The sequence below is a fragment of the Streptococcus sp. bf_0095 genome (assembly GCF_004166885.1).
In the GTDB taxonomy this organism is placed as follows: domain Bacteria; phylum Bacillota; class Bacilli; order Lactobacillales; family Streptococcaceae; genus Streptococcus.
Window position 1 is genome coordinate 505,229 of the sequence record NZ_RCYU01000001.1, and the last position, 26,201, is coordinate 531,429.

Here is a 26,201-nt window from a genome sequence, read left to right on the forward strand (position 1 = left end):
TGAATTTTTTGAATAGAAACAAAATAAAGGCGAAAGTCGCTTTCTTACTTTCGCCTGATCTTCTTATTTTTTCCTGTAGAGATCAAAGATGATTTGATCATTGTATAGATCAATGGTATTGGCCTTGACATAGAAATCCATCTCATTTTTAATCTTAGCAAGCTCGATCTTGATCGTCGCTTCTTTGCTATCAATTTTTACAAAGTCAGGTAGATCCTTGTTTGTAGACAGCACCTGCATCACGGTCTTCTTAGGAAATTTCAAGGTCCCAACCGAAAAATCCTTGAGGGTCAGGAGGATACTCCCATCCTCTAGCTTACTTGGCTGGAAATAGATATAGAGCGGGTACTCCTTTCCTAAAAAGTCCATCTTCCCCTCTAGTAACATCTGTTGGTTGTCTGCATACAGTTGATAATCACTCAAATGATAACTTTTAAGCATGACCTTGATGGTTTCATTTAGTTGAGCCCTAGTTGTGGTCATACTGCCGATCTTGACATCTCCTCCTTGGCTAGGAGTCTGTAGTTGCTGGACATCCTCTCGTACCGTTGAGAAACGAGTCCATACGACTAGACTTGTTGCCAGCAAGAAACTGACCAAGCCTAGAAAGAGCCATTTCCAGATGTTAATCGGCGTTTTTCCTCGTCTCTCCTTAAAATGAGGTCCTGTGGTTGCTGGTTTAACCTTCTTCTCGCTCGAACCATTTTTTCTCAGTTGCATGTATTTTCTCCAGTACGGCTTCTTTCATGATCTCATAGCCAGTATTATTGGGATGGAAACTATCCTCATCATACAAGGCATCATTGGTCACAGTCTCTTTTCCTAATTCGGATTCTGTCACCCCACTCTTGCCATCAATGCCCTTATAGAGGAGGTCATTGATCGGAACAAAGTAGACGCCTTGATAGGCAGAGAGGGTCTCCTCCGTTCTTTGGTTCCACTGATCGACAAGGGTCTGCAATTCCGTTAGATCGGGGAAATTGAGATACAAGGGATTATAGATCCCCACCACGTAAACGGGCAGATCCGGGTTGTCCTTGCGGGCAAATTCGATAATCTGTTTGAGATTTTTCTCATAGGTCTTCGATGCTTTTTCGAAGCGGTCCAGATCTAAGTTACTGGTATCCTCAAGAATGGCCTTTCGCAGGTCATTGCCCCCGACAGTAATCGTCAGTAACTGAGCCTTCTTCAGGTCTTTTCGAATCTCCTTTTTCTCCTGCATACGTGACAAAATTTGACCGCTCGTGTTACCAGAAACACCATAGTTGATCGCTTTGAATTCAAGACCGGATTCATTGGTCAAACTCTGAGCGAGCAGAGGGACAAAACCTCCTTGATTGGTGCTATCTCCTACGCCTTTGGTCAAGGAATCCCCAATCGCTACATAGGTGACTACCTCCTTTTTGGCACTTGTTGACGGTTTGGTCATCACTGGTTCTGCCGAAGGAAGGAGCCAATTGACCAGAAAAAAGCAGACCAGAAAAGTGACCAAACAATATAAGATCATCTCTAGTATTTTTCTACTATTCATACACTCCTCATTCGTCCAGCTTTCAATTTGACTTTCTTATTTTTTATTCAGATTTAGGCTTGGTAGACAATCTTGCCCTGGCAGATGGTATAAGCTACCTGTCCCTTGAGAGATTCACCGACAAACGGGGAATTGGCTGCCTTAGAAGCAAAATGATCAGACACTAAACGGTCAGCATCCGGATCAAAGATCACAATATCCGCTGGTCCACCGACTTCCAAATAGCCCGCTTCAAAATTATATAATTTAGCGGGATTATAGGTCATTTTTTCTAAGAGTTCCATCAAGCCAAGCTCTCCTGCATGGACTAAATAGGTCAAACCAAGCGATAGAGAGGTCTCTAATCCTGTCATGCCGGAAGGAGCCTTGGTGATATCGGCTACGTTCTTTTCATCCGCATGATGAGGCGCGTGGTCCGTTGCGATTACGGTAATGACTCCTAACTTCAAGCCTTCGATGACTGCGCGACGGTCCTCTTCCCGACGAAGAGGCGGATTCATCTTGGCATTGCTTCCCTTAGACAGCAAGAGGTCTTCGGTCTTAGAGAAATGCTGAGGAGCTACTTCTGCTGTAACAGGAGCACCGATTGCTTGGGCAAACTCGACAACCTTGACACTCTCTGCTTTCGAGAGGTGTTGGATGTGGAGGTGGCCACCAGTCGCGTGAGCAATCATAGCATCACGCGCTGCCATAGAGTATTCTGCCACACCAGTGGCTCCGCAAACCTTGAAGTGCTCCCGAGCAATGTGCTCATTGAGTCCCAGAATGCCGTTCAACTCTGGGTCTTCTTCGTGGAGACTAATGAAGGTCCCCAGACGTTTGGCTTCTTCCAAGGCCTGACGGACTACCTTTGTACTTTGCAACGGAATCCCATCATCTGAGAAACCGACAGCTCCAGCTTGTAACAAGCCTTCAAAGTCGGTGAGATGTTGGCCATCAAAGTTCTTGGTAACCGTCGCAACGGTCTTGACATGGATGGCTTCCTTAGCAGCAGAATCCAAGACTTCTTTTAAGGTCTCGACATCCGAGATGGTTGGAGTGGTATTGGCCATCATGACGACTGTCGTAAAACCACCAGCTGCAGCTGCAAGAGCCCCAGTGTGAATATCCTCCTTATGGGTCTGACCTGGTTCCCGGAAGTGAACGTGAATGTCCACCAAACCTGGCGCTACCACCTTGCCACTCGCATCGATAACTTGGGCTCCTTCATAAGAAAGAGATGGACCTATTTCCACAATTTTCCCCTGATCTACTAAGAGATCACATACTTGGTCCAAACCAGTTTTTGGGTCCATTACCCGACCATTTTTAATGACTAACATCTTCTACTCCTTTATTCATAGAAATCAACATGGGTCTCTAGCAAGCGATCCCCATCATAGCGGAACATAGCTGAAAAGAAGGGTTTATCCTCCAAGAGCCACTCGACAAAAGTGTGGTCCCCTTCCCAAGTTGGCTTACTTAAGACTTGATCATAAGGCACCCACTCCAGTGTCCCTTCGTTACACTCGATGAGCTCCCCTTCAAATTCGGTCACCTTGAAGACATAGGTGTACCAGTCCAGGTCAGGTGTAAATTCAGGGAAGGTGATAATTCCTTTTAGAACTGGCTTAGCAACTAGACCCGTTTCTTCAAGGATTTCCCTAGCAGCACACTCTTGAGGAGTTTCCCCGCGTTCTAATTTTCCACCAACTCCGATCCATTTTCCTTCATGGACATCATTGGGCTTTTTATTGCGATGAAGCATCAAAAACGCTTCTCCATTATCGATATAGCAAATTGTAGCTAACTGTGGCATTATTTCTTCTTTCTATTTTCCTAACTTCACAGCCAATCAATCGGCTCGCGACCCATCTCCTTTAAATAAGCGTTAGCCCTTGAAAAAGGACGGGAGCCAAAGAAACCGCGATAGGCCGATAAGGGACTGGGATGGGCACTTTCAATAATCAAGTGTTTGCTTGCATCAATCAAAGACTTCTTCTTCCGAGCATAGGCACCCCACAGAATAAAGACAACATGCTCATCCTCTTGGCTGACTAGGCGAATAACTGCATCTGTAAATTCTTCCCAAATCAGGCCAGCGTGCCCATTGGCCTTGCTAGCAGGTACCGTCAGACAGGCATTAAGTAAGAGAACCCCTTGCTCTGCCCAAGGTGTCAAGTCATGGGAAGGCTTAAGCCCCACATCTTCCGCCAACTCCTTTAAAATGTTTTGCAAGGATGGAGGTGCTGGGATGTCATCCGGTACAGAAAAGCTGAGCCCCTGCGCTTGACTAGGACCGTGATAGGGATCCTGACCCAGAATCACAACCTTAACCTCTTCCAGATTCGTTGTCTTTAAGGCCTGAAAAACCTTTTCACGAGGTGGGTAGATGGTCCCTGATGCATAGACCTGATCTAAAAATTGATTGATTTGCTTAAAGTAGCCCTCTGGAAGCTGCTCCTTAAGCAATTGGTGCCATCTTGAATGTTCCATCGCTTCTCCTTACAGCATAAAATAATTAACCGTTCTCTTGGGATTTCCTTGGACCAGCAGCCAAACCAATAGAGGCTAACAAGAGAATTTGTGGTAGAAATTGGATCAGATAACGAGTCTTGCCACCTTCAAAGATGGTCAAAAAGAGAAGACCACCAAAGACAGCAAGCGATAGGAAGTGGAATTCGTCATCGTTCTTCTTCTTGAGATAGACTAGAACTAGGCCAGCCGCCATCACAATCCAAACCAACTGTTTGACGAACTCATAAAAACGGTACTGAGGACGATCTGTACTTAAGAAGTAGGTACGAATCCATTTGGCAACTGGTAAATCCTTGGTATAAGGCTCGTAAAGAGGGTTAATGACCGGAGTCTTTTCGTATTCAACATCCCGATAGAGCCAACCAAGTGTCCCTTCTGCCACTGTCAAGGATTGCTTTGTATAAAGATGTCCCAGGAGTCCAATCGGACCATATTCCTTCAAGCGCCGTTTGATTTCTTTCATGATATATTCGTTCTTGAACATCCCATTATTGTACTCGTCTCGCTTATCTTCATCGACATATTTCAAGAGACCCTCTTTCATATCTGCTTGGTTGTGACCAATATCCGTCAAGCCCAAGTTAATAAACAAGAGCGGTCCTTTAGCCAGACCTTCCCCTTTTAAAATAGGAACAGCCGTTTGGTGTTTGACAGCTGTATTCAGAGCTCCAAAGACCAGACCGGTTGATAAAAGGGTTAAAGCAAAGACTTTTCCAAAGACCTTCCACTGCCCTTTAAAGAAGAGGACCATCCAAAAGGCCATCACGACAATAATAGTCGTCGGACGGATCAGCATAGTAAGCCCTGATAAGAGGCCAAGCCACAAGGATGTTTTCCATTGTGCACCACTGTCGCCCCCTTTTAAGAGATCCAAGGCTAGCCCTAATTGCAAGGCGATGAGAGGAAGAGGCGGAATGTCCGTGTACATGGAGTAAAAATAAGGCGAGTAACAGATTAAGACCACATAGAGCGTATACACCCAGTCTGCTACTTTTTGGTCATAATGTTTCAGCCCTAAACGATACAAGAAGATAGCTCCTGCATTCACAAATACTATGTTGAGAATCTGCATGACCCAGAGGCCTGCCCCACCAAAGATTTGGTAGAAAAAGCGTTCGTACAAGAACAAGGGAAGGTTATTGGGATTCCGGCTCAGGTAGCTAGAAATGGAGGACTCTTTTAGAAGGCCAAAGGCTCCCGTATAGACAACTGCAGCATCCCGACGGATAAAGAGTTCCGCAGACAGCATAAAAACAATCTGAACCAGAATCGCTCCCAGCATCAATCCAGTCTTGTGTTTCATCAACCAGGCAAAGGCTCTTTTGAGATAGGAGCGACCAAGATAAGCTAGGAGAAAGACAAGTCCCCCAACTACAAGTCCCCATCCCGAAATATCTTTTAGGTAGACGACACTAATGACAAACCAGTGCACCATCAGGAGCAACATGACCAGATGGAGCAATCCAAATAAGATATTTTTACTTTTTACTAACATAGCTCCATTATAGCAAAAAAATAGTGATTTAGCTGGTTTCTATCGGCTTTCCATCAAATAGAGGACTTCAGTTTGGATGATGAAGCCAAGGCTTAGATAAAGACTCAGGGCTGCTTGATTCTCTTTTTCAACGACAATCTGAAATTGCTGCTCCACTTCTGCAGCCATCTGATTCATCACACTTCGTAAGAGATAGCGTGCGTACCCTTTACGGAGATGATCCGGGTCAACGGCTAATCCAAAGAAATAGGTCGTTCCCTGAGATAGATCCACCGTAACAGAAGCAAGAACTTGCTCTTGGTCACGCAAGACAAAGAGACGGGTATCCAGCCCCTCGAGAGACTCGGTCGCATACTTGAGGGCATAGTCAAGATCCGTCTCGAAAGCCTTGGATTGAAAATGCGCGATCTCTTGGAGCATGGACTCCTCAGCTTCCAACACCATCAGCCCTTCTCTCTTCTCATGGTCAGTGACTTTACATGGAGCCTCCAACCACAGTTCGTGGTCTTCCTCCTCTGCCTCCACTAAATGAAAATGGCTAAGTAAGTCTGGGTGCTGGTCCAAAAAGCGAAGTTCTGATACATACAAGCGGTTTTCCAATTGGTACTCCTCTGCCAAGCTCTTGAAATCATCCCACAAGGAACGGGCAATCCCTTGTCTACGAAAAGAAGGTGTCACAAAGAGCTGAACCTCTGCTTCCTTGGGTTCATCCGCATAGATGGACAAAAATCCAACTAGCTGCTCCTCCACCAATGCAAGGATAAAGGCTGGCATCGTAGGATCAGCATTGTAGAGATTATCCAAATAGGGCAAGCGATAAGTATGGTCAATTTGGTGACAGGCTCTCACAAGTTGTTCACACTGCTTTTTTTCTTCTAAACTCAGACGAATCCGTCTTTTAAGCTCCATAAAATTTCCTTTCATCACAAAAACAAAAGGAGAGCCAAGCGTTGGCCCTCCTCCATTATACTTTAGTCTTGCCAGGTTTCTTGGTTTTCTTTGAAACGGCGTAACAGTTCCAAACCTTCAGAAGTAATATAACCTTGTTCTTCTGCCAAATGAATCAGTTCTGTGTAGTTAGACAAGGTTTCGAGTTGGACACCAGCTTCTGCAAATTGCTTATCTGCCTTCTCCAATTGGTAGGTGAAGATAGCCACCACACCAAGGACATCTGCTCCTTCACGTTTCGCAGCTGCGACAGCATCCAAGACAGACCCACCAGTAGAAATCAAATCTTCCACCACTACCATCTTTTGACCTTGTGGTACACGGCCTTCGATTTGGTTTCCAGCACCATGGTCTTTTGGTTTGCTACGAATGTAGGCAAAAGGCAAGTTCATCTTGTCAGCAATAATAGCCCCGTGAGGAATCCCTGCAGTTGCTGTTCCAGCAATCACTTCTACTTCAGGGAAAGCTTCTTTGATTTTATCTACAAATCCATTCTCAATCAAGGTACGAGTTTCAGGATAAGCGAGGGTCACACGATTATCTGTATAAATAGGGGACTTGATTCCAGAAGCCCAAGTAAAAGGCTCTTCTGGTTTCAAATAAACGGCTTCAATTTTTAGAAGATGGCTGGCAATATCTTTAGCTAATGACATGATAACTCCTTTTTTACGATTTTAATCGAATACGAATTAAATAGGAAATAGTTTTAAACAATAACAGTATAGGTTGGTGAATACGTTAGGAAAAGTCCCTTCGGACTTTTCAGAGTTCCGACACTTGTTTGAAAGAAACGATATTTTTCTTTCAAACAAGTTAGTGAATAGTCTAGGGAAGGTCCTATCGGACTTACCGTATAGCTACAAAAGTTTCACTTTTAGTAGACCATATTATTCCGACGATTAGAAGAAAGAAACTATATTTTTCTTTCTTCTAATCTAGTGAATGCGTTAGGGAAGGTCCCATCGGACTTTTCAGAGTTCCGACACTTGTTTGAAAGAAACGATAATTTTCTTTCAAACAAGTTAGTGAATAGTTTAGGGAAGGCCCTATCGGGCTTCCCATAGAAGGTCTTAGAAGCACAGCTTCTTAGACCTTCTTAACTATTCCACTGTCTCTTAATCTCATGGTAAGCATCCCATGGGTTTTCTGCTTGGATAATCGGACGTCCAACGACAATGTAGTCTGAACCGATGGCGTGGGCTTCTTGTGGGGTCATGACCCGTTTTTGGTCACCAATTTCTGCTCCCGCAGGACGGATACCTGGGGTTACACAGACAAACTCTTCTGATGTAGCCTTCTTGATCAAATCAACTTCATGGGCTGAACAAACAACTCCGTCCAAACCAGCCTCTTGTGCTTTTCGGGCATAATTAACTACTGATTCTTGGACAGTGGTTTGGATGTTTTGGCAATCACGCATGTCTTCTTCACTGGTAGAAGTCAACTGAGTCACCGCCACCAACTTGGCCCCTGGCCCAAGTGCTTTTTTAGCTTCGCGCATCATCTCTACACCGCCGGCCGCATGAACTGTCACCATATCCACACCAAAGGTGCCAAGGACAGACATTGCTGACTTAACCGTATTTGGGATGTCGTGCAATTTTAGATCCAAGAAAATACTGTGGCCACGACCTTTCAGATAGTGGACAATTTCTGGTCCAACTGCATAGAAAAATTCCATTCCTATTTTTACAAAAAGTTTTTCATCTTCTGGGAAATGTTCTAAAAAGTTTTTTACATCTTCAAAAGCTGGAAAGTCAAGGGCGATGATGGGACGTTCTTCACGCATGGGTTTCTCCTTTTAATGGGTGACATTTTTTCCACAAAAAAACCTTGCCCGAGGCAAGGTTACACGAAAATTAGGTAGTATCTACCCTGATTCACCGTCTAGACCTTAGGAGCCTCTCTGGACCACTTTAAAGGTTTTTCTACATTGTAGTACGATATTAAAGAAAAGTCAAGAAATAATCATAAAACGTTCGGATTCCATCTGTCTTTTTCATCTTTCGACTAGGAAAGATTCATAAACATGTTAAAAGATTGACGAATAAACGTTTTTCCTGTAAAATTTTTGCTATGCTGAGTAAGGGTTGTTTCAGTTGTAGCTTACTCAGTAGCCTGTTGGGGTTGTAGCCAGCAGGCATTTTTTATTTTCATGATAATCCTTATAATAGATTTTCTCGAACATGTTTTCGTAAGTTCTCAAGAGTGTCAATGCCATATCGATCCATGACCTGCGGCAGGGCTTCGATGATCGTTGGACAAGCATAAGGATCGGTGAAATTGGCAGTGCCGACACCGATCGCAGAAGCGCCAGCAATCATCATTTCAATCGCTGCTTCTGCTGAATCTACACCCCCCATTCCTATAATTGGAAGTTTAGTGAATTGGGCTACTTGGCGAATTAACTTTAAGGCTACTGGGAAGATAGCTGGTCCTGACATACCTCCCGTACCATTGGCAATAATGGGTTTGCCAGTCTTGAGGTCAAAGCGCATCCCCACCAAAGTGTTAATCATGGTCAAGCCACTAGCGCCCGCATCTTCAGCAGCCTTGGCTACCTGGGTGATATCTGCTACGCTCGGGGTCAGCTTGACATAGACGGGGACAGACGAAGCCTCTACTGCTGCTTTAACGGCATCATAGGCCAACTCAGGAACCTGACCAATCAAAAGCCCGTTATTCCCATGGTCCACATTGGGACAAGAGATATTAAGCTCGATGGCCTTGACATTGGGTGCTTGAGAAATCTTCCGCGATACCTTCGCATACTCTTCGTTGGAAAATCCTGCTACGTTGGCAATAATCGGTAGATCTGGATAATGCTGGGCTAACCAAGGGAGTTTCTCTGCGAGAACGACATCGACACCTGGATTTTGGAGACCAATGGCATTGAGCATTCCTGCAGGAGTCTCTGCGACACGTGGTGTCGGATTGCCAAAACGAGCCTCAGCTGTCGTTGCCTTGATCATAATGGATCCTAATAAGTCCAAGTCATAGTATTTGGCATATTCTTGGCCAAAACCAAAACAGCCGGAGGCAGGAATAATGGGATTTTTCAAGTCTAATCCTGGTAAGGATACAGCTAATCGATTACTAGTCATACTTTCCTCCCTACATCACAATCGTACCAGTTTCAAAGACTGGACCATCTTCACACACGCGTTTATTGGCTGCTTGGCTTGCATTTTCCAGATGAACGACACAGGCATAGCAAGCTCCCATCCCACAGGCCATACGGGATTCCATTGAAATATAGGCCCGAGGATGGTCATGGAATTTGGTATTGACATATTTGAGCATGCCAGGTGCCCCACAAGAATAGATAGCGTCAAACTCCTGGTCCATCTGATCAACGATTGTTGACACATAACCCTTGGTACCATAAGTCCCATCGTCTGTCGTTACAGTAACATGAGCAACCTGAGAAAGTTCTTCTTCCAAAATGACGGCTTCTTTGGTCGCAAAGCCGACAACCACTTCAACTTCTACTCCCTGCTCATGTAGCCGTTTAGCCACTTGAACCAAAGGAGGTACTCCAATCCCTCCGCCGATAATTAAGGCACGCGCCCCTTGACCAAGACCTTTTAGGTCGAAGCCATTTCCCTGAGGACCCATGACGCTGAGGAAGCTACCGACAGGCAAGTGAGAAAAGATGGCTGTCCCTCCCCCTTCTACCCGATAGATGAGGCGACAGGTCTGGCTGTCTGGATCTAACTCAGAGATAGAAATAGGACGACGGAGGAGCTTAGAGTCATCCGGTACACGGATATGGAGAAACTGCCCCGGTAGCATCTGCTCCACCATTTCCCCCTTCAAGACCATTGAAAAAATCCGTGGCGCAATCTCTTCTTGAGCGATTAACTCCATGTCTTCCATCATGATTTTTCCAAACCGTTTCTTACAGCTATCACTGACCATTGGTTTCCTCTTCTTTCTTCCAGCAAAAAAGACCTCGCAAAAGCAAGGTCCTACAAATGATCAGCTAGACTCGGTCCGCTGATCTTTTTTCTGTCTTTCCTTGCAGGCCTCTCTGGACCCCTTAAAGGTTAAATTTGTCTCATTATATCGCTCTCCTTGTCGCTTGTCAAGTAGAAGCCCGATGGCTCCGCTCATTTCCCTTCTAGTTCAGGAGAAAACCCTTCTGGTACCGGTGGGATATACTGTAAAGCGATGCGATTTTCAGGCTTGCGATCGACCAAGTAGAGAACCAACAAGAAGATCCATTCCAGGGGCTTCATCAGATAGTAAATGATATCCATGGCCCATTTCTTCTTGATATGTTTGGCAAAGGGATAGCCATAGCGGTCATAATTACGACGCAGGAATCGATGGAAACGTGGCGTCTTTTCTTCTAGAACCTGCTCAAAGGCATTGGCAATACAGAGCTGGCGATTCACCACTACAGGATGACCGTGCCGAACACCCATCCGTTGGGGCTTGACAACTTTTTCATGGCCACTAGCCGCAACCGTACAGAGATAGTGCTCATCCATGATGAGATTCTGAGGAGGGATCTTTTCCGAGAAGGTCCAATCTGCCGTATTGGTCCAGGCCTTGACCAAGCTATCAGGACGTTGACCAAAGAGCATGAGAACCATGACCAATACTGCTAACATGGGGAGGGCAAAGACGACTGCCAACCAAGGCCAGTGTTTGGATTGGTGGAGGATCAGGTGAAAGCGCTGGAGAATTGGATTGTCATAGACCCTAATGGGATCAGCACCCTCCCACTCCTTTATCCTGGTCCGCAGGAGACTAATAGAATAAACCAACAAGAAGACCGTGTGACAACCGATGACTTGCAACTGGATGTCAAACACCGCTAACAATACCAATCCCATCAATATCCCACTGATACAAAAGATATTTAAAAGTGGAGATAAGGAATTGGCATCTCGGTAAGAATAGATGACCAGAGCTAGGAAGGAAATCAGTGCCAAAACAAGAATCGTCGGGAGAGTCTCCGACCAAATCATGGTATGCTTCTGCTCATTGATGAGCTGTTTGGTCCAATCATAATCTGTCAAATCCTTTACCAGATAGATGACGAAGGATTCCAGGATACAGCCAAAGACTCCTATCCAAAGGATCACAAAGTACTTGCGATTGTTAACCCTTCGTTTAATTTTTTCCTCTTCTTTCTCTTCATAGACACCGACCAGTTCCTTTTCCAAGGTCTGGGCCTGTATCGAAGACCAGCAAGATATAGCATACAGAATCACAAAGATATTGGGAACAAAATAACTAACTACTAGGGCATGAACAAGAATTGTAACACTGTATATTGCGACTCCAAAAATAGCATTCCAGAAACCCAAAGATTGGATATTTCCTGGCAAGCTACCAAGGATTAGAAAGACGTACAAACCAAGAAAGATCAGTAAATTGGTCATAAAGTTTATCTTTACTAAACTGGCTAAAAATTTGGTCTCCAGTTCCTGATTCCATTTTTTGTACCATTGAGCAATTCTTTTCATAAAGCCTCCTAAGCACTATTTGTCATCATTCTATCAAGCCACACTCAATCCTTCAATTCTTAACCTGTTTTATAGGGAAAAATCCTTCTAGAGACTGATACTAGCTGGGATTTTCTGTCAAAAGTATGTTAAAATATAAGCATGAGAATCCAACAATTACATTACATTATCAAAATCGTCGAAACAGGCTCTATGAATGAGGCGTCCAAGCAACTCTTCATCACCCAGCCAAGCTTGTCCAATGCTGTGCGGGACTTGGAAAAAGAAATGGGAATTGATATCTTCATCCGTAATCCCAAAGGAATCACTTTGACCAAGGATGGGATGGAGTTCCTTTCTTATGCCCGTCAAGTCGTCGAGCAGACCCAACTCCTAGAAGAACGCTATAAAAATCCAGTAGCCAATCGGGAGCTCTTTAGCGTATCCTCCCAGCACTATGCCTTCGTAGTCGAAGCCTTCGTCTCTCTCCTCAAGAAAAGCGATATGGAGAAATACGAGCTCTTCCTACGGGAGACCAGAACCTGGGAAATCATCGATGACGTCAAGAACTTCCGTAGTGAGATCGGTGTCCTCTTCCTTAACGGCTATAACCGGGATGTCCTCTCCAAAATGCTGGATGACAGCCACCTCAAGGCAACCCACCTCTTCACTGCCCAACCTCATATCTTCGTCAGCAAGACTAACCCTCTAGCTAACAAAGAGGTGGTGAAATTAGAAGATCTAGAAGACTTCCCTTATCTCAGCTACGACCAAGGGACCCACAACTCCTTCTACTTCTCAGAAGAGATCCTCTCCCAAGAGCATCACAAGAAGTCCATCGTTGTCAGTGACCGTGCCACCCTCTTCAATCTCTTGATTGGTCTGGACGGCTACACCATTGCGACCGGTATCCTTAACAGCAACCTCAACGGAGACAATATCGTTTCCATCCCGCTAGATATTGATGACCCAATCGAGCTAGTCTACATCCAACACGAAAAAGCTAGCCTCTCTAAAATGGGTGAAAAATTTATCGAATACTTACTTGAGGAAGTCCAATTTGATAAATAAGGAGGGACTATGAAGGTAAAGAAAACCCTTATTGTTATCAGTATAGCTCTTGTTATTGGTTTGATTGCTTTTTTTAATGTTCATCCTATACCGACTCTATTCGAAATCCCCCCTCAAGTTACCTTGAGTTCCGATTTTAATGGCTATTTTGATTCTGAGTATCCATTAAAGGAAGATAAAGAAGCCGAAAATAGGTATTCATTAACATTTAGTATCGAAGGCATCAACCGCGTATCTTTAGATGATGTCAAAATCCTGGATCAAGATAACAAGGAACAAAGTATTTTGACATTTGAAAACGACTCAGAAGGAGAGAACACCCTCTGGTTCGCGGGAAAACCAAATACCAAGTACAAACTCAGTTATGAAGATCGTTTTTCAGATACCAAAGCAGAATCCTCTTTCACCACACCTTCAAATAGAACTAAATTTAAGGAAGTTCGAAAAGAAGGAGAGAATCTACTTGCTAACTATCTGAAAAACAACATCCAAACAGAAATATACAGTAAACTAAATTCTAACTGGACCAATATTTCCCCTTATTATACTCCAACTGATGAGGAGAAAAAGGCCATTGCTGATGCCTATTGGGACTCATCCATGACCTATACTCTGGAATTCTATGAAGCTGATGCTTCTGATTTCCGTTTTCTTATCCGTTATAAATGGTCACCGCCAGATATGGACGAGCTGAACAAAAAAATAAATGATCGTGAAGACCAACTAAAAAAAGAATTCAAGAATGATCCAAAAAAAGTATTCAAAACAGTTGTTTCAGAACTGCCAGAAATGATCAAGGATACACCTCGGAAAGAAACAGAAGAGCAGACAGCTTCCTTAAGCTTTAATCGTGATTCTCCATCATTAGACAAGACTTCTGATAGACTAAGGATCATTGGGTTGGAAGATATTCTTAATACAATTGAAGAAATATATCCTTAAACGCACAACAACTCCAGATAGCTCAATTGGCTACCTGGAGTTGTTTAGTTTTTTATCAAGAACTTCAGTGGTATAGGTCATCTTGTCTGTATAGGTTTTTGACCTTGATACAACTTTGACCGCCTTATCTCCTCCATCAACATCCTCTATAACATAGGTTTCAGTAATCGTTGTTTTAAAGGTATCACCGGTTGTACTAATACCGACTGGAAGATTGGAGAATTGATTTGAATAAAATAAATTATAGAAAGAATAATCTTGCTTCACATCTAGCGTATTGGAACCCAAATCATAGCGTGTATCCCAATAATTTAATTCTTTTGAAGGATCATAATCATCAAAGAATGCTTGATTCTCTGCTGTTGAGTTTGATTGATACTGTAGAAAAAATACCGGGCGGAAATAATTAAAATCTGGTGCACCGCCATATTGATAATAGGTTTGCAATTTCCCTGTTTTCGGATTCTTCAGCTGAAACTGAATCTCTGTACTTGCTTCAGGAATTTGAAACAAGGTATCGCCTTGATAGAGCATCAAGACAGAGCCAAGTTCAATCGTACTTCTTTTCTCATTCACTTGCAATTCAGGAAAGCGATAAGATAGTTTTTTTAATAGTCGTGAATCGATACTTTCCTTACTAAAAGCCGGGCCGCTTCTAGAGGTAAAGATTGGAATAGTTGCTTTACTTTTATCAGTAAAGGTTACATGTAATACAGAATCATTATCATATAATCTTACATCTGTTCTTGTGGACTCTTCCCACTGACCATCAGAAGGTTTCTCAACATCTTTATCATAGATAAATTCAATGTTGATATCTTGAATGACCTTTTTTTGAGGTTTGACGTCACTGACCTTATAATCATATACCTTATGATAGATATGTTTTGAATCAAACCAATCTGGCTTGATGTAATAGCGCAGACCGATATAGCCAATAAACAGACTAACTAAAGCAAGAAGGACATATTTCCTCTTAAACTTCACCTTCTTCATACTCACCTCCAAGGAAAATCTATTTCATTGCAACAGTATCTCTTTTCATTAAACCATAATCAGTAACAATTTTCAAAATGTAGAGTAAATTCAGAAACAAAAATTCCTTAAATCGAAAAGCAACCATTTCTTTTTTCAAAAATAAGACTTTTCCATACATCTGAGGTTCCATGAGGACTCTAGATAATATTGATCACCTATGTTAAAATAGAGGCACTATGTTTGACTGGTATCGTTGAAACGATGCTTCTAACAACCGCTATTTTTAAAAAACTCACACTGTAACCGGAGTATGTATGAGCAAAAAGATTAAAAAAGACTGATATGGATTTTCTCCATTCTTATTTCGATGTTGTTACTAATTTACTATTTAAGTCCTTCTATCAGCGTTGGAACTGTTGACAATGGAGTGTTTGATAAGGACCAAAACACTTCAAATTTTCAAAAATCAAACGAGATGTATTTCGTGACTATTTCAGAAAAGAATCTTGAAAACTACTCTACCGAAAAAATAAGGCTTGTAGATGAACAGAACAAGGAAGTAGAGATTGAGAGAAAAGAAATTTCTTCTCAAGGCAAAACCATCTTATGGTTTTACGGAAAACCTCATGCCAACTATAAGTTGGTTTATCACATTCAAAAGAAAAATGATACAGATAAAGCTGTTCTTCAAGAGACTTTTTCCACTGCTGATAAACCATTCAATTTAGAAGATGTTTATCAAATTGTAGAGAAGAAAATAAAGGCTGAATTCGATACGAATATAAAAGATAGTATACTGGATAAGACAAAGGAAATGTCTAAGTCTATTGAAGTCTATTACATCCCTACTGAAAAAGAACTAGAAGCTATTCAACAAGCTTACACAGATACTTTTATAACCCATTCTTCTGGTTATAAAGTACATATGGATACAGCTACTTTTACAGGGTATTCCTTTACGGTTACTTCTAACTGGTCTGAGCCCGATATAGAGGATCTCAATCGGAGGATCAATGAGCGGGAAAGCCAATTAAAACAAGAGGTTGGTCACGATTTTCGCCAATTATACAAACGAATCGTTAACGAACTACCGGATTTAATCAAAAAAACGCCCAAAACAGCCACTATAAAGGAAAATAAAAAAGACTTCAATATCGGAAGAATCGCCCCAAAAGCTATCGATAAGAATTATAATTTTTCTAACATCAATTTGTTTGATGATGACTTTGCAGATCCTATTTTAAACATCCTACTGTAAAAACAAGAGGCTGGGACAAAAGTCCTAGCCTCTCAATTATTTTTGGATTGTTGAGCAAGACGCAGTGGTTGAGTGGGCTCTACTACGCTGATTTCATCAGCTTTTACAGCCCTACTCAACTATGCGGAGGTGGGACGACGAAATCGAATTCTAACGAATTACCGATTTCTGTCCCACTCTCTTGTTTTGATTTGGTATTAAAATTTCAGTAATATATTCATCTTTATTCGATTCGGTGTAAGTTTTCGAAGTGGACCAAGCTTTATAAAAAACACCATCATCATCCCCATAGTCTACCATAGTGTAAGTGATTGTCATATTTAACTGGTTACCAGTTGGCATCAAATTTAATGGTAGATTTGAGAATTCATCCGAATAATAAAGCCGGTATCCATAATTATCTATATGAGCGTCTAATTCAGCACTAAGATAGTTTAACCAGTCAACATAATTTCTATTTTCTCTTTTCTCAGCATCCTCCAAAAACTCTGTCATATCTGATGTTGCATGCTGAGTCTTCTGTTGCACAAAAAAGATTGGGAAAATGCTTTTTTGTGTTTCTGTGCCATACTTATAATAAGTTTGATCGGTCTGAATGATGGGATCTTTAAATTGAAAACTGACTATCTCTTTTAGATCCGTATCCTGGTAGAGAGTGTCATTTGGATAAAACATCAACACTGTTTCAAGTAGTTTGTCTTGATGATCACTCTGAACACCAGGAAATCGGGAGAGCAGTTTTTGGTACAAGTCACTTTTTAACATATTGCGACTAAATGCTGGACCCTCAGTAGAAGTTTGAATTGGGATATCTGCCTTGGTATTATCGGTGAAAGTCACATGCATGATGGGCGTTAATTTTCTGTCAATATTTCTTCTTGTCGACTCAACCCAGTGAGCTTCCCATGGGATGGAAATATCCTTTCGATAGAAAAATTCAATATTGATAGACTGAATGATCTTCTTTTGTTTTTTGAGTTCTTTCAGCTTATAATTTTTTATTCTATGGTAGATATGTTCTGAATCAAACCACTCAGGCTTGATGTAATAGCGCAGACCGATATAGCCAAAAAACAGACTAACTAAAGCAAGAAGGACATATTTCCTCTTAATCTTCACCTTCTTCATACTCTCCTCCTGGGAAATTTATTTCATTATATCATAATCACCATCATTATTATAGACTTGCTAAAAATGCCTCGCTTAATAAAAACACCTGAAAGAAGTAAACCTCTACTTCCTTCAGGTGTTCTTTTATTGTCTTAATTTCGAAAATACTTGGCCAATCTTCCCTTCGATGACCAGGTCTGCCTGCTTGTCCTGTGGGATACTGGTCTTATTGATAACGACCAGCTTCTTCCCTTGGAAATACTGGATCAGGCTGGCTGCTGGGTAGACGACGAGGGAGGTACCTCCAATAATCAGCAAATCAGCTTCTTGGATGGCTTGGGCTGCTTGGCTAAAGACGTCCATATCGAGAGGTTCCTCGTAGAGGGTTACATCCGGCTTGACGACATTACCACAGTCCAGACAGTGTGGAACAGGCCCTTCCAAAGCTAGAAAGGACTCTAAATCATAAAATCGCTGGCAACTCGTACAGTAATTACGGTCGGCACTACCATGGAGTTTCAAGACTTTTTTAGACCCTGCCATTTCATGGAGACTATCAATATTTTGCGTCACCACTGCCTTGAGCTTACCGGTCTCTTCCAGCCAAGCCAGATAGCGATGGGCTGCATTGGGCTTGGCATCTGGATAGAGCAAGTATTTCTTATAGAAGTCGAAAAAGTCCTCTGGATAGCGCTCAAACATGGTATGAGAGACCAGTTGTTCTGCAGTAAAATGGCGCCCCAATGTGACGCTATAGACGCCGTCCGAACTCCTAAAATCTGGAATATTGGATTCTGTAGAGACGCCTGCCCCACCGAAAAAGACGATCCGTTGACTCTGATCAATGATTTCTTGCAACTCTTTCAGTTTATCCATGTCTTCCTCCTTACAAGAGTGCCTCGATAACAGCATTGGCCTGGTCGAAGTAAAAAGGTTCTCGCTGGTAAATAATCCCCGTCTCCTGAGCCAAGCTCACCAAGAGCTCCATAAAATGCTGGGAGGAGAAACCAGTCGTCCGGTGCAATTCTTCCTCATCAAAGGGTTTGATCAAGTGGGCCAGAGGATTGCGGACAGATTTCTCCAACTCCCGCAGTTGCTTGGCCGCATCCTTGATGGAATCTGTCAAGTCCAAGAGTAAGATTAACTCTGTCAAACTAGACGAATTGACCGCACTCTCACTATGGAATTGTTGCAAGGCTGGATTGTCAGAGGCCCGAATCTTGTCAAACTTCCAATGGTCATAGCTGGACTCCTTAGAGTTGTGGATGTAGTCTGCAATATCTGGGATTTGCATCTCAATCAAGCGCATAAAGATCCGATAGATAGCAGGACTCACCGCCCGAATGAAGTCGATAATCTGCTCGTTGCGAAGCTTGGCTTCTAAGTCATACAGATAGTTCGCCAACTGTTCCTCTTCTGGGTCCTCATGCCAAAAAAGCTGAAAACCAGTCACTTCTAGCAAGTCGGTTCTCAACTTTTGATTCATGATTGGTTGGATATTGAGCTCTCGACGCTCGGTCATTAACTGCAATAAGGTCAAGACCAGCTCTGGCAAGCTCTTCTGCTTCTTAGCAGAACGAAGGGCCCGACTATACTGGTAGGTCTGAAGGTCGTAGAGCCACTCATCATGAAGGTATTCTGTCATTAGTCTGCGATCAAGGTTTCAAGACCAACTTTCATCATGTCTGTGAAAGTATTTTGACGTTCTTCTGCAGTAGTGTCCTCATCTGGATTGACCAAGCTATCAGAAATGGTCATGATGGCAAGGGCATCCACATGGTGTTGAGCAGCAAGATAGTAAAGAGCCGCCGCTTCCATTTCCACAGCTTTGACGCCCCATTTACCAAGCTCCAAGTTCTTTTCAAAGTAGTTTGAATAGAAGACATCAGAAGACAAGACATTACCAACGTGAGTCGTCATGCCAAGGTCCTTGGCAATGTGGTAAGCCTTGTCTAAAAGATCAAAGCTAGCGATTTGAGGGAAATCGTATTGAGGCCAGTCGTTGCGGATGATGTTTGAGTTGGTTGCGGCAGCTTGTGCCAAGACCAATTCACGAACATGCACATCCGCGTTCAAAGAACCAGCCGTTCCCACACGGATCAATTTCTTCACACCGTAGTCGACAATCAATTCACGCACATAGATGGAGATCGATGGCATCCCCATTCCAGTTCCCATGACAGAAACACGATGACCTTTATAAGTACCCGTGTAACCAAACATGTTACGGACTTCGTTGAAGCAAACAGCATCTTCAAGGAAATTCTCAGCAATAAATTTCGCACGAAGAGGATCTCCAGGAAGAAGAATTTTATCAGCAATTTCACCTTGCTTAGCAGCAATATGGATAGACATAATTAAGATATAAAGGGCGACAGAGAACAAAGTAAAAATAGGAAACTGACGACGCATCGCAGATGCTAGACAGTTTATCTTTTTTACACAGTTCTCCGCCCGTATTCAGTTCAGCGAATACGGTTAACCCTACCTTTCTGTGTGTATTTTGTTTAGAAAAGCTTTCCGCTCGTGTTCATAGAGAACACACGTTCTAGCTTCTTGTTTTTTTCTTATAGGTCGGGCCTCAGATTCTATTTGAATCCCAGACTAAACTGCCCTATTGCGTATACATCAATTATACCATAAGAAGATAGGATTCATCTAGCTTGTAGGGTAAATCCCCTCCATAAAAGCTCCTGAATCTTATCTACTTGAAGACTCCTTTAATTTTCTCCCCATCATACGATCCAATCTTTGGGACAAACCAGCAGTTAGAAAGGCTGTTAGTAAAAGGTAAGGCAGCGCATCTAATCCTTGACCTGTAAATCCAATCACTAAACCAGTTGCAGAAAAGGGAGCCTTTAAGGTCACGGTCAAAAAGCAAACAGCGCCAATAAGTAAGATAGTAGATGGACTCTCAAGTCCAAAAGTTAGAGTGAAAAGTGCCGCTCCTGCCATCCCCAAGGCAAAGGAAGGCGTCAAAGTCCCTCCATAAGCTCCCGCCCAGAGAGTAAGCAAAACGACAAGTGCCTTTAGGACAAACAAGAGGAATGCCGTCTTCCATGAAATTCCATTGATGACCTCCTGAGCTACCATTCTTCCATTTCCAAGAAGGTGGGGGAGTTTCTGAGCTAGGCCAGCTAAGAAAAGAAATGCAAGTGGAAGAGTCAGGAGAATACGCTTGTCTTTAATCCGATGAGCAGTAGCTTGCTTGGTCAATCGCGCAAATCCATAGGCTAGCGGCGTTAAGACCAAGACCAAGATTGGCAGCAACCACAACACCTGTAGTGACCAAGTCGTAACCGGCAGCTTGTAGAGTGCATGATCTGAAATCACCCAACCTGCCGTATAAGCAGCCACATAAGTGGAAATCCCTGCCAAGAAAAAGCGTTTAAGTGAAAATGCAATGCCTAAGGTTTCAAAAATAAAAAACACACTCGTTAATGGGACTTGGTAAACCGCAGCCAATCCTGCTCCCGCCCCACAAGCGATCAAAAAAATACGATCTGCCAGCGGCAGGCCAAAACCTTTCGCAAGACGACCTGCCAACAAGGCCCCGATCTCTCGGGGCGCTCCTTCCTTGCCGATCGGTGCTCCTCCTCCAACAGCCACAATTTGCCAGCTAGAATGGAACAATTGTCTCCAGAAATGAAGGGCGAGACGGGAATCTTCCTCATTCATCTGCCCCTTGATGGAGAGAAGCTTCCCCTTTCGTTGCAAAAAATACCAGACTAGGGCTGAAGTAAGACCTACAATTAGTAAATTGATTCCTATCCGATAAGGGGGAACTCCATCCGTCAAAAAACTAGACTCATGCTCGGAGTGACCAAATACTAGCCCTTCAACAAATTCCAGAAGATCATGAAGAATAATACCTGCAAAACCCGAAACAAGCCCTAGCAGACAAGCTGCTAGGACTATTCTCAGTTTATAGGGAATTGCTTGGATGATTCTCACAATTCTTTCCATCTTTTTTACAATTCAGCAAGAATCGCTTTCAGCAATCCTTTGAAGTCTCCTTTGACGCGCTCAGTCACTTCCACTACTTCTTCGTGGTTGAGCTCTTCTTGGAAACCAGCCGCAAAGTTGGTAATACATGAAATACCAAGAACCTTCAAACCAGAGTGAGCCGCAATGATGACTTCAGGAACAGTTGACATACCGACAGCATCTGCACCAAGAGTCTTATACGCACGGATTTCAGCTGGAGTTTCATAAGTTGGACCTGTCACACCGATATAAACCCCATCATCCAGTTTAATGCCCAATTTGTCTGCTACTTGATGAGCAGTTTCACGGTATTCTGGAGTGTAAGCTTTCGACATATCAGGGAAACGTGGACCAAAGTCATCCAAGTTTTCACCGATCAATGGGTTTTGACCTGTCATATTGATGTGGTCAGTAATAGCCATCAAGGTACCAGGACCGAAGCCGATACCTCCAGCAGCGTTGGTTACAAGAACTCCTTCACATCCCAAAACTTTCATGACACGAACTGGGAAAGTCACCACTTCCAATGGGTTTCCTTCGTAGAAGTGGAAACGACCTTGAAGAGCCAAGACTTTACGTCCAGCAAGATCACCATAAACCAATTTACCAGCGTGTCCGACTACTGTGGATTGACCCCAGTTTGGAATGTCAGAGTAGTCTACTACGACTGCATTTTCGATTTCTTCAGCCAATTCTCCAAGACCTGAACCAAGGATCAAACCGAATTCAGGAGCTTCGATTCCTTTGCCCTTCAAAAATGCTGCTGTTTCATTGATTTTTGCTAATAATGTCATTGTGTTTCTCCTTTTATTTCTTAAGTAATCTACCAATTTTGTCAAAGGTGTTAGCGTTGCGAATAGTGATCTGACGATAGAAAGGCATCTTCATCAGATGTTTGTGGTAGGCGGTTTTAGCGTAGCTTGCTTCTGAGAATTTCCCCCAGAAAACAGCTAGCTTGCCAAAGTGAAGCACTTCATCTCCTAGCTTCAAAGCAAGCAACTTCTCTTCTACGGATTCCCTATCCACGCCCTCGGTGTAAAAGAGCACATCCTTGCGAGCCATCTCTTCTGTCCACCATTGCGGTAGGTTTGCACATTCTGCTTCATAGTCTTCACGACTCAGGAGAGAAAAGCACTGAATGAAGGGATAGTGATTCTTAAAGAAGGTCGACAGGCACTCTACTAATTGAGATCGAGAAAGACCTGTCGTAAAGAAGATATTGCCACTGTTGATGTAGGTTTCCACTTGTTCCAATCCCAGCTCCGTCAATTCTTGACGCAGTTGAGCCATGACCACCTTATTCTTGCCACCAACATTGATTCCTCTTACGAGTAAGGCAAAACGCGTCATCTTAGACCAATTTATCTAAGAAGCTTTCACCGATCATGGCTTTCTCAACTCCGAAGTTGTCCGCCACTGTAGCTGAGATATCCGCAAAGTGTCCAACTGGGATCAAGCCACTACCTTTGAAGGATGGGCTGTAAGCCAAGAATGGGATGTACTCACGCGTATGGTCAGTACCAGCGTATGTTGGGTCGTTTCCGTGGTCAGCCGTGATCATCAAGAGATCATCTTCTTTCATAGCAGCGATGATTTCTGGTAAGCGCTCGTCAAACTCATGCAAGCAATCGCGGTATCCGTGTGGATCACGACGGTGGCCATAAAGGGCATCGAAGTCTACCAAGTTAGTGAATGAGAAGCCATGTTTAAAGTCTTCTGATTTCATAGCCTTGATCAAGTTGTCAATACCGTGGCTGTTTGATTTGTTATGGCCCATATCGTGGTTGATACCAGCACCGTTGAAGATATCGCTAATCTTACCAACTGAGTAAGCATCGATACCAGCTTCGTTCAATTTGTCCAAAACAGTTGGCGCAAATGGTGAAACAGCCAAGTCACGACGGTTGGCCGTACGTGTGAAGTTTCCTGGCTCTCCAACATAAGGGCGAGCAATGATACGTCCAAGAAGAGCCGGACGTTCCAACGTAATAGAACGAGCGTATTCACAGATACGGTAGAGTTCATCCAAAGGAATGATGTCTTCGTGAGCTGCGATTTGAAGAACTGGGTCAGCTGATGTATAGATGATCAACTCGCCAGTTTCCATTTGGCGTGGTCCGAAGTCATCGATGACAGCTGTACCAGAATAAGGTTTGTTAGCTTCGCGGATGACCTTACGACCTGAGAATTCTTCAATCTTTGTAATAATTTCTTCTGGGAATCCATTCCAGAAAGTATCAAATGGTTCTGTAATATTAAGACCCATGATTTCCCAGTGACCTGTCATGGTATCTTTTCCAAGAGAGACTTCTTCTAACTTCGTTGCGTAACCAGTTGGATTGCTCTCAGCTGGAACAGTCTTCAAAGGTTGTTCACGCGGAATATTTCCAAGACCAAGCTTTGCCATGTTTGGTACATTCAAACCAACTGCTTTTGAGATGTGTCCAAGTGTATCAGATGCGCCATCAGGTACACCAGCATTGACAAAGTTATTAGCATCTGGAGCTGCTCCGATCCCTACTGAATCCAATACAACTAAATGCATACGATTAAATTTTGGCATTTTGAATGTCTCCTTTATATTTTAAACTCAATACAGTATAACACAAATTTTTGAAAATGTAACGCTTTCATATAAAAATTTATAAATAAGTTTTATATCCTCAGAAAAAAGGACAAAATGCCCTTTTTAAAGTGATTTGCTAATGATTTTTGGACCTTCTGGTGTCCCTACGATAACTTTAGAAACCATTCCTAAAAAGAGACCATGGTCGACAACACCGACAGTCCGGTCCAACTCTTCTGCTAAGGCTTCAGCGTCTGGGATCACTTTCAAATCCAAATCAATGATAAAGTTCCCTTGATCGGTCACAAAGCGCTGTCCATCTTTTTCACGGTAAGCTGGTGAATAGCCCTTCTTTTCAAAATGACGGAAAAGATTTTCTGCTCCGTATTGAACCACTTCTACTGGTAGTTTAAAGGCACCAAGCGTCTCCACTTGTTTTGACTCATCAACAATCCAGATGCAGTCTTTTGAGTTGGTCGCAACGATTTTCTCCATCAAGAGGGCACCGCCTCCACCTTTGATGCCGTTCAAAGCAGGGTCTACTTCGTCCGCACCATCGACGGTCAAGTCCACCACTTCGATATCATCGATCGCTTTGAGAGGAATTCCCAAGCCTTCTGCCTGTTCATAGGTCACGCTTGAGGTCGTTACAGCTGTAATCTGCAAGTCTTCTTCCTTGATGCGACGTCCCAATTCAGCCACAAAATAATAAGCAGTTGACCCTGTACCAAGACCGACAATCATGCCGTCTGTAACAAACTCAGCCGCCTTAATGCCTACCTGTTCTTTTAGGTTTACCATCTTAGACCTCCATTTCTATTCATATTTAGTATAGCATATCGACCGACAGATTTCACTACTTAACTGAAAACCTTTTCAACTTCTCCTTCTAAAAGCAAAACCTTGCCCCTCTTGCTAGTTTACGATAGAATAGAAGGGAATACACAGGAAAAGAGAAGATACATGATTACTAGAGAATTTGATACCATCGCTGCGATCTCGACTCCACTTGGTGAGGGAGCGATTGGGATTGTTCGCTTGAGCGGGACAGACAGCTTTAAAATCGCTCAAAAGATTTTTAAAGGAAAAGACTTGACCAGCGTGGCTAGCCATACCCTCAACTACGGCCATATCGTGGATCCGGATAAGGATGAGATTCTGGATGAAGTCATGGTCGGAGCCATGCGTTCGCCTAAGACCTTCACGCGAGAAGACATCATCGAAATCAACACTCACGGTGGGATTGCTGTGACCAACGAAATCCTGCAATTGGTGATCCGCGAAGGCGCTCGTCTGGCTGAGCCTGGTGAATTTACCAAGCGGGCCTTCCTGAATGGTCGGGTCGATTTGACCCAGGCTGAGGCGGTCATGGATATTATCCGCGCCAAGACCGACAAGGCTATGAACATCGCCGTCAAGCAGTTGGACGGTTCCCTGTCTGATCTGATCAACAATACCCGTCAAGAGATCCTCAATACCCTAGCTCAGGTCGAAGTCAACATCGACTATCCTGAGTACGATGATGTCGAGGAAGCAACAACCGAGATAATCCGCGAAAAGACCACAGAATTCGAAGCCCTCTTGACCAACCTCCTCAAGACAGCTCGCCGTGGAAAAATCCTTCGCGAAGGAATCTCTACTGCTATCATCGGGCGACCAAACGTCGGGAAGTCCAGCCTTCTCAACAACCTCCTGCGCGAGGAAAAAGCCATCGTGACCGATATCGAAGGGACAACCCGGGACGTCATCGAGGAATACGTCAACATCAACGGTGTTCCTCTCAAGCTGGTCGATACAGCCGGTATCCGCGAGACCGAGGACATCGTCGAACGCATCGGTGTGGAGCGCTCTCGCAAAGCCCTTAAAGAAGCCGACCTGGTCCTCCTGGTCCTCAACGCCAGTGAACCCTTGACCGATCAGGATCGCCAGCTGCTAGAAATCTCTCAAGACAGCAACCGCATCATCCTCCTCAACAAGGTCGATCTCCCGCAGCAAATCGAGTTGGACGAGATCCCTGCTGATCATATCAAGATTTCTGTCCTGAAAAACCAAAATATCAATCAGATTGAAGACCGGATCAATGCCCTCTTCTTTGAAAATGCTGGCCTGGTCGAGCAAGATGCTACTTACCTGTCTAATGCCCGCCACATCTCTCTCATTGAGAAAGCTGTTGAGAGCCTCCATGCAGTCAACGAAGGCTTGGCTATGGGCATGCCAGTGGACCTGCTCCAAGTCGATCTGACCCGCACTTGGGAAATCCTTGGAGAGATTACAGGAGATGCTGCTCCAGACGAGCTCATCACCCAACTTTTCAGCCAGTTCTGTCTTGGAAAATAACC

General features: G+C 43.5%; 26 protein-coding genes. 4 read left to right on the forward strand and 22 right to left on the reverse strand.

The window, feature by feature from the left end; all coding sequences use genetic code 11:
• Positions 1 to 63: 63 nt before the first annotated feature.
• The 12 genes from EAI95_RS02565 to EAI95_RS02620 form a co-directional block, all read right to left on the reverse strand.
• Positions 64 to 720, reverse strand: coding sequence for a YpmS family protein (locus EAI95_RS02565; RefSeq protein ID WP_129822099.1), 657 nt, complete (start codon positions 718 to 720; stop codon positions 64 to 66).
• Complete coding sequence (locus EAI95_RS02570; protein WP_129822100.1) at positions 680 to 1,531, reverse strand: SGNH/GDSL hydrolase family protein; 852 nt, start codon at positions 1,529 to 1,531, stop codon at positions 680 to 682. The genes EAI95_RS02565 and EAI95_RS02570 overlap by 41 nt, the downstream gene beginning before the upstream one ends.
• A gap of 53 nt (positions 1,532 to 1,584) precedes the next feature.
• Positions 1,585 to 2,853 carry a dihydroorotase gene (locus tag EAI95_RS02575; RefSeq protein WP_129822101.1) on the reverse strand — a complete coding sequence of 423 codons (1,269 nt, stop codon included), beginning with the start codon at positions 2,851 to 2,853 and terminating at the stop codon, positions 1,585 to 1,587.
• 11 nt (positions 2,854 to 2,864) lie between these two features.
• The gene (locus EAI95_RS02580) at positions 2,865 to 3,329 is read right to left on the reverse strand and encodes an 8-oxo-dGTP diphosphatase (RefSeq protein ID WP_006596439.1); all 465 of its coding nucleotides are present in this window, start codon (positions 3,327 to 3,329) and stop codon (positions 2,865 to 2,867) included.
• 26 nt (positions 3,330 to 3,355) lie between these two features.
• Positions 3,356 to 4,006 (reverse strand): uracil-DNA glycosylase, encoded by a 651-nt coding sequence (locus EAI95_RS02585; RefSeq protein WP_129822102.1) that lies wholly within the window; start codon positions 4,004 to 4,006, stop codon positions 3,356 to 3,358.
• A gap of 25 nt (positions 4,007 to 4,031) precedes the next feature.
• Positions 4,032 to 5,543 carry a glycosyltransferase family 39 protein gene (locus EAI95_RS02590; protein ID WP_129822103.1) on the reverse strand — a complete coding sequence of 504 codons (1,512 nt, stop codon included), beginning with the start codon at positions 5,541 to 5,543 and terminating at the stop codon, positions 4,032 to 4,034.
• Between the two features lie 39 nt (positions 5,544 to 5,582).
• Positions 5,583 to 6,452: a GNAT family N-acetyltransferase gene (locus tag EAI95_RS02595; protein ID WP_238662885.1), complete on the reverse strand. Its 870-nt coding sequence runs from the start codon at positions 6,450 to 6,452 to the stop codon at positions 5,583 to 5,585.
• Between the two features lie 62 nt (positions 6,453 to 6,514).
• Positions 6,515 to 7,144, reverse strand: a complete 630-nt coding sequence (gene pyrE / locus EAI95_RS02600; protein ID WP_129822105.1) for an orotate phosphoribosyltransferase — start codon at positions 7,142 to 7,144, stop codon at positions 6,515 to 6,517.
• 443 nt (positions 7,145 to 7,587) lie between these two features.
• On the reverse strand, positions 7,588 to 8,280 hold the full coding sequence (gene pyrF / locus EAI95_RS02605; protein ID WP_023023089.1) for an orotidine-5'-phosphate decarboxylase: 693 nt from the start codon (positions 8,278 to 8,280) through the stop codon (positions 7,588 to 7,590).
• Between the two features lie 376 nt (positions 8,281 to 8,656).
• On the reverse strand, positions 8,657 to 9,595 hold the full coding sequence (locus EAI95_RS02610; RefSeq protein ID WP_129822106.1) for a dihydroorotate dehydrogenase: 939 nt from the start codon (positions 9,593 to 9,595) through the stop codon (positions 8,657 to 8,659).
• A 10-nt stretch (positions 9,596 to 9,605) separates the two neighbouring features.
• Positions 9,606 to 10,412 carry a dihydroorotate dehydrogenase electron transfer subunit gene (locus EAI95_RS02615; protein WP_129822107.1) on the reverse strand — a complete coding sequence of 269 codons (807 nt, stop codon included), beginning with the start codon at positions 10,410 to 10,412 and terminating at the stop codon, positions 9,606 to 9,608.
• Positions 10,413 to 10,603: 191 nt separating this feature from the next.
• Positions 10,604 to 11,971: a DUF6688 family protein gene (locus EAI95_RS02620; protein WP_129822108.1), complete on the reverse strand. Its 1,368-nt coding sequence runs from the start codon at positions 11,969 to 11,971 to the stop codon at positions 10,604 to 10,606.
• A 141-nt stretch (positions 11,972 to 12,112) separates the two neighbouring features.
• On the opposite strand from EAI95_RS02620, the gene EAI95_RS02625 reads away from it, so the two are divergent.
• Positions 12,113 to 13,021 (forward strand): LysR family transcriptional regulator, encoded by a 909-nt coding sequence (locus EAI95_RS02625; RefSeq protein ID WP_048689847.1) that lies wholly within the window; start codon positions 12,113 to 12,115, stop codon positions 13,019 to 13,021.
• Positions 13,022 to 13,030: 9 nt separating this feature from the next.
• A complete protein-coding gene (locus tag EAI95_RS02630) occupies positions 13,031 to 13,963 on the forward strand; it encodes a hypothetical protein (RefSeq protein WP_129822109.1) in 933 nt (310 codons plus the stop codon).
• Between the two features lie 30 nt (positions 13,964 to 13,993).
• On the opposite strand, the gene EAI95_RS02635 is transcribed toward EAI95_RS02630, so the two are convergent.
• On the reverse strand, positions 13,994 to 14,959 hold the full coding sequence (locus EAI95_RS02635; RefSeq protein WP_129822110.1) for a hypothetical protein: 966 nt from the start codon (positions 14,957 to 14,959) through the stop codon (positions 13,994 to 13,996).
• A gap of 466 nt (positions 14,960 to 15,425) precedes the next feature.
• On the opposite strand from EAI95_RS02635, the gene EAI95_RS02640 reads away from it, so the two are divergent.
• Positions 15,426 to 16,199 (forward strand): hypothetical protein, encoded by a 774-nt coding sequence (locus EAI95_RS02640; protein WP_129822111.1) that lies wholly within the window; start codon positions 15,426 to 15,428, stop codon positions 16,197 to 16,199.
• Positions 16,200 to 16,349: 150 nt separating this feature from the next.
• Here the strand turns inward: EAI95_RS02640 and EAI95_RS09950 are convergent, their stop codons facing one another.
• The 9 genes from EAI95_RS09950 to rpiA all read right to left on the reverse strand — a co-directional run bounded on the left by EAI95_RS09950 (position 16,350) and on the right by rpiA (position 24,663).
• Complete coding sequence (locus tag EAI95_RS09950; RefSeq protein WP_173018597.1) at positions 16,350 to 17,327, reverse strand: hypothetical protein; 978 nt, start codon at positions 17,325 to 17,327, stop codon at positions 16,350 to 16,352.
• 126 nt (positions 17,328 to 17,453) lie between these two features.
• Positions 17,454 to 18,185, reverse strand: coding sequence for an NAD-dependent protein deacylase (locus tag EAI95_RS02650; RefSeq protein ID WP_129822112.1), 732 nt, complete (start codon positions 18,183 to 18,185; stop codon positions 17,454 to 17,456).
• Between the two features lie 10 nt (positions 18,186 to 18,195).
• Positions 18,196 to 18,954 (reverse strand): hypothetical protein, encoded by a 759-nt coding sequence (locus EAI95_RS02655; RefSeq protein ID WP_129822113.1) that lies wholly within the window; start codon positions 18,952 to 18,954, stop codon positions 18,196 to 18,198.
• Entirely contained in the window at positions 18,954 to 19,664 is a 711-nt protein-coding gene (gene deoD, locus EAI95_RS02660; RefSeq protein WP_129822345.1) for a purine-nucleoside phosphorylase, read from the reverse strand. The genes EAI95_RS02655 and deoD overlap by 1 nt, the downstream gene beginning before the upstream one ends.
• Before the next feature lie 345 nt (positions 19,665 to 20,009).
• Positions 20,010 to 21,275, reverse strand: a complete 1,266-nt coding sequence (locus EAI95_RS02665) for a chloride channel protein (protein WP_129822114.1) — start codon at positions 21,273 to 21,275, stop codon at positions 20,010 to 20,012.
• Between the two features lie 5 nt (positions 21,276 to 21,280).
• Positions 21,281 to 22,090: a purine-nucleoside phosphorylase gene (locus tag EAI95_RS02670; protein WP_123159244.1), complete on the reverse strand. Its 810-nt coding sequence runs from the start codon at positions 22,088 to 22,090 to the stop codon at positions 21,281 to 21,283.
• A 13-nt stretch (positions 22,091 to 22,103) separates the two neighbouring features.
• Positions 22,104 to 22,646, reverse strand: a complete 543-nt coding sequence (locus tag EAI95_RS02675; protein WP_129822115.1) for a DUF1697 domain-containing protein — start codon at positions 22,644 to 22,646, stop codon at positions 22,104 to 22,106.
• A gap of 1 nt (position 22,647) precedes the next feature.
• Positions 22,648 to 23,859: a phosphopentomutase gene (locus tag EAI95_RS02680; RefSeq protein ID WP_129822116.1), complete on the reverse strand. Its 1,212-nt coding sequence runs from the start codon at positions 23,857 to 23,859 to the stop codon at positions 22,648 to 22,650.
• A gap of 126 nt (positions 23,860 to 23,985) precedes the next feature.
• Positions 23,986 to 24,663: a ribose-5-phosphate isomerase RpiA gene (rpiA, locus tag EAI95_RS02685; RefSeq protein WP_129822117.1), complete on the reverse strand. Its 678-nt coding sequence runs from the start codon at positions 24,661 to 24,663 to the stop codon at positions 23,986 to 23,988.
• 162 nt (positions 24,664 to 24,825) lie between these two features.
• Here rpiA and mnmE point away from each other — a divergent pair, with 162 nt between their 5' ends.
• Complete coding sequence (gene mnmE / locus EAI95_RS02690; RefSeq protein ID WP_129822118.1) at positions 24,826 to 26,199, forward strand: tRNA uridine-5-carboxymethylaminomethyl(34) synthesis GTPase MnmE; 1,374 nt, start codon at positions 24,826 to 24,828, stop codon at positions 26,197 to 26,199.
• Positions 26,200 to 26,201: the final 2 nt, after the last annotated feature.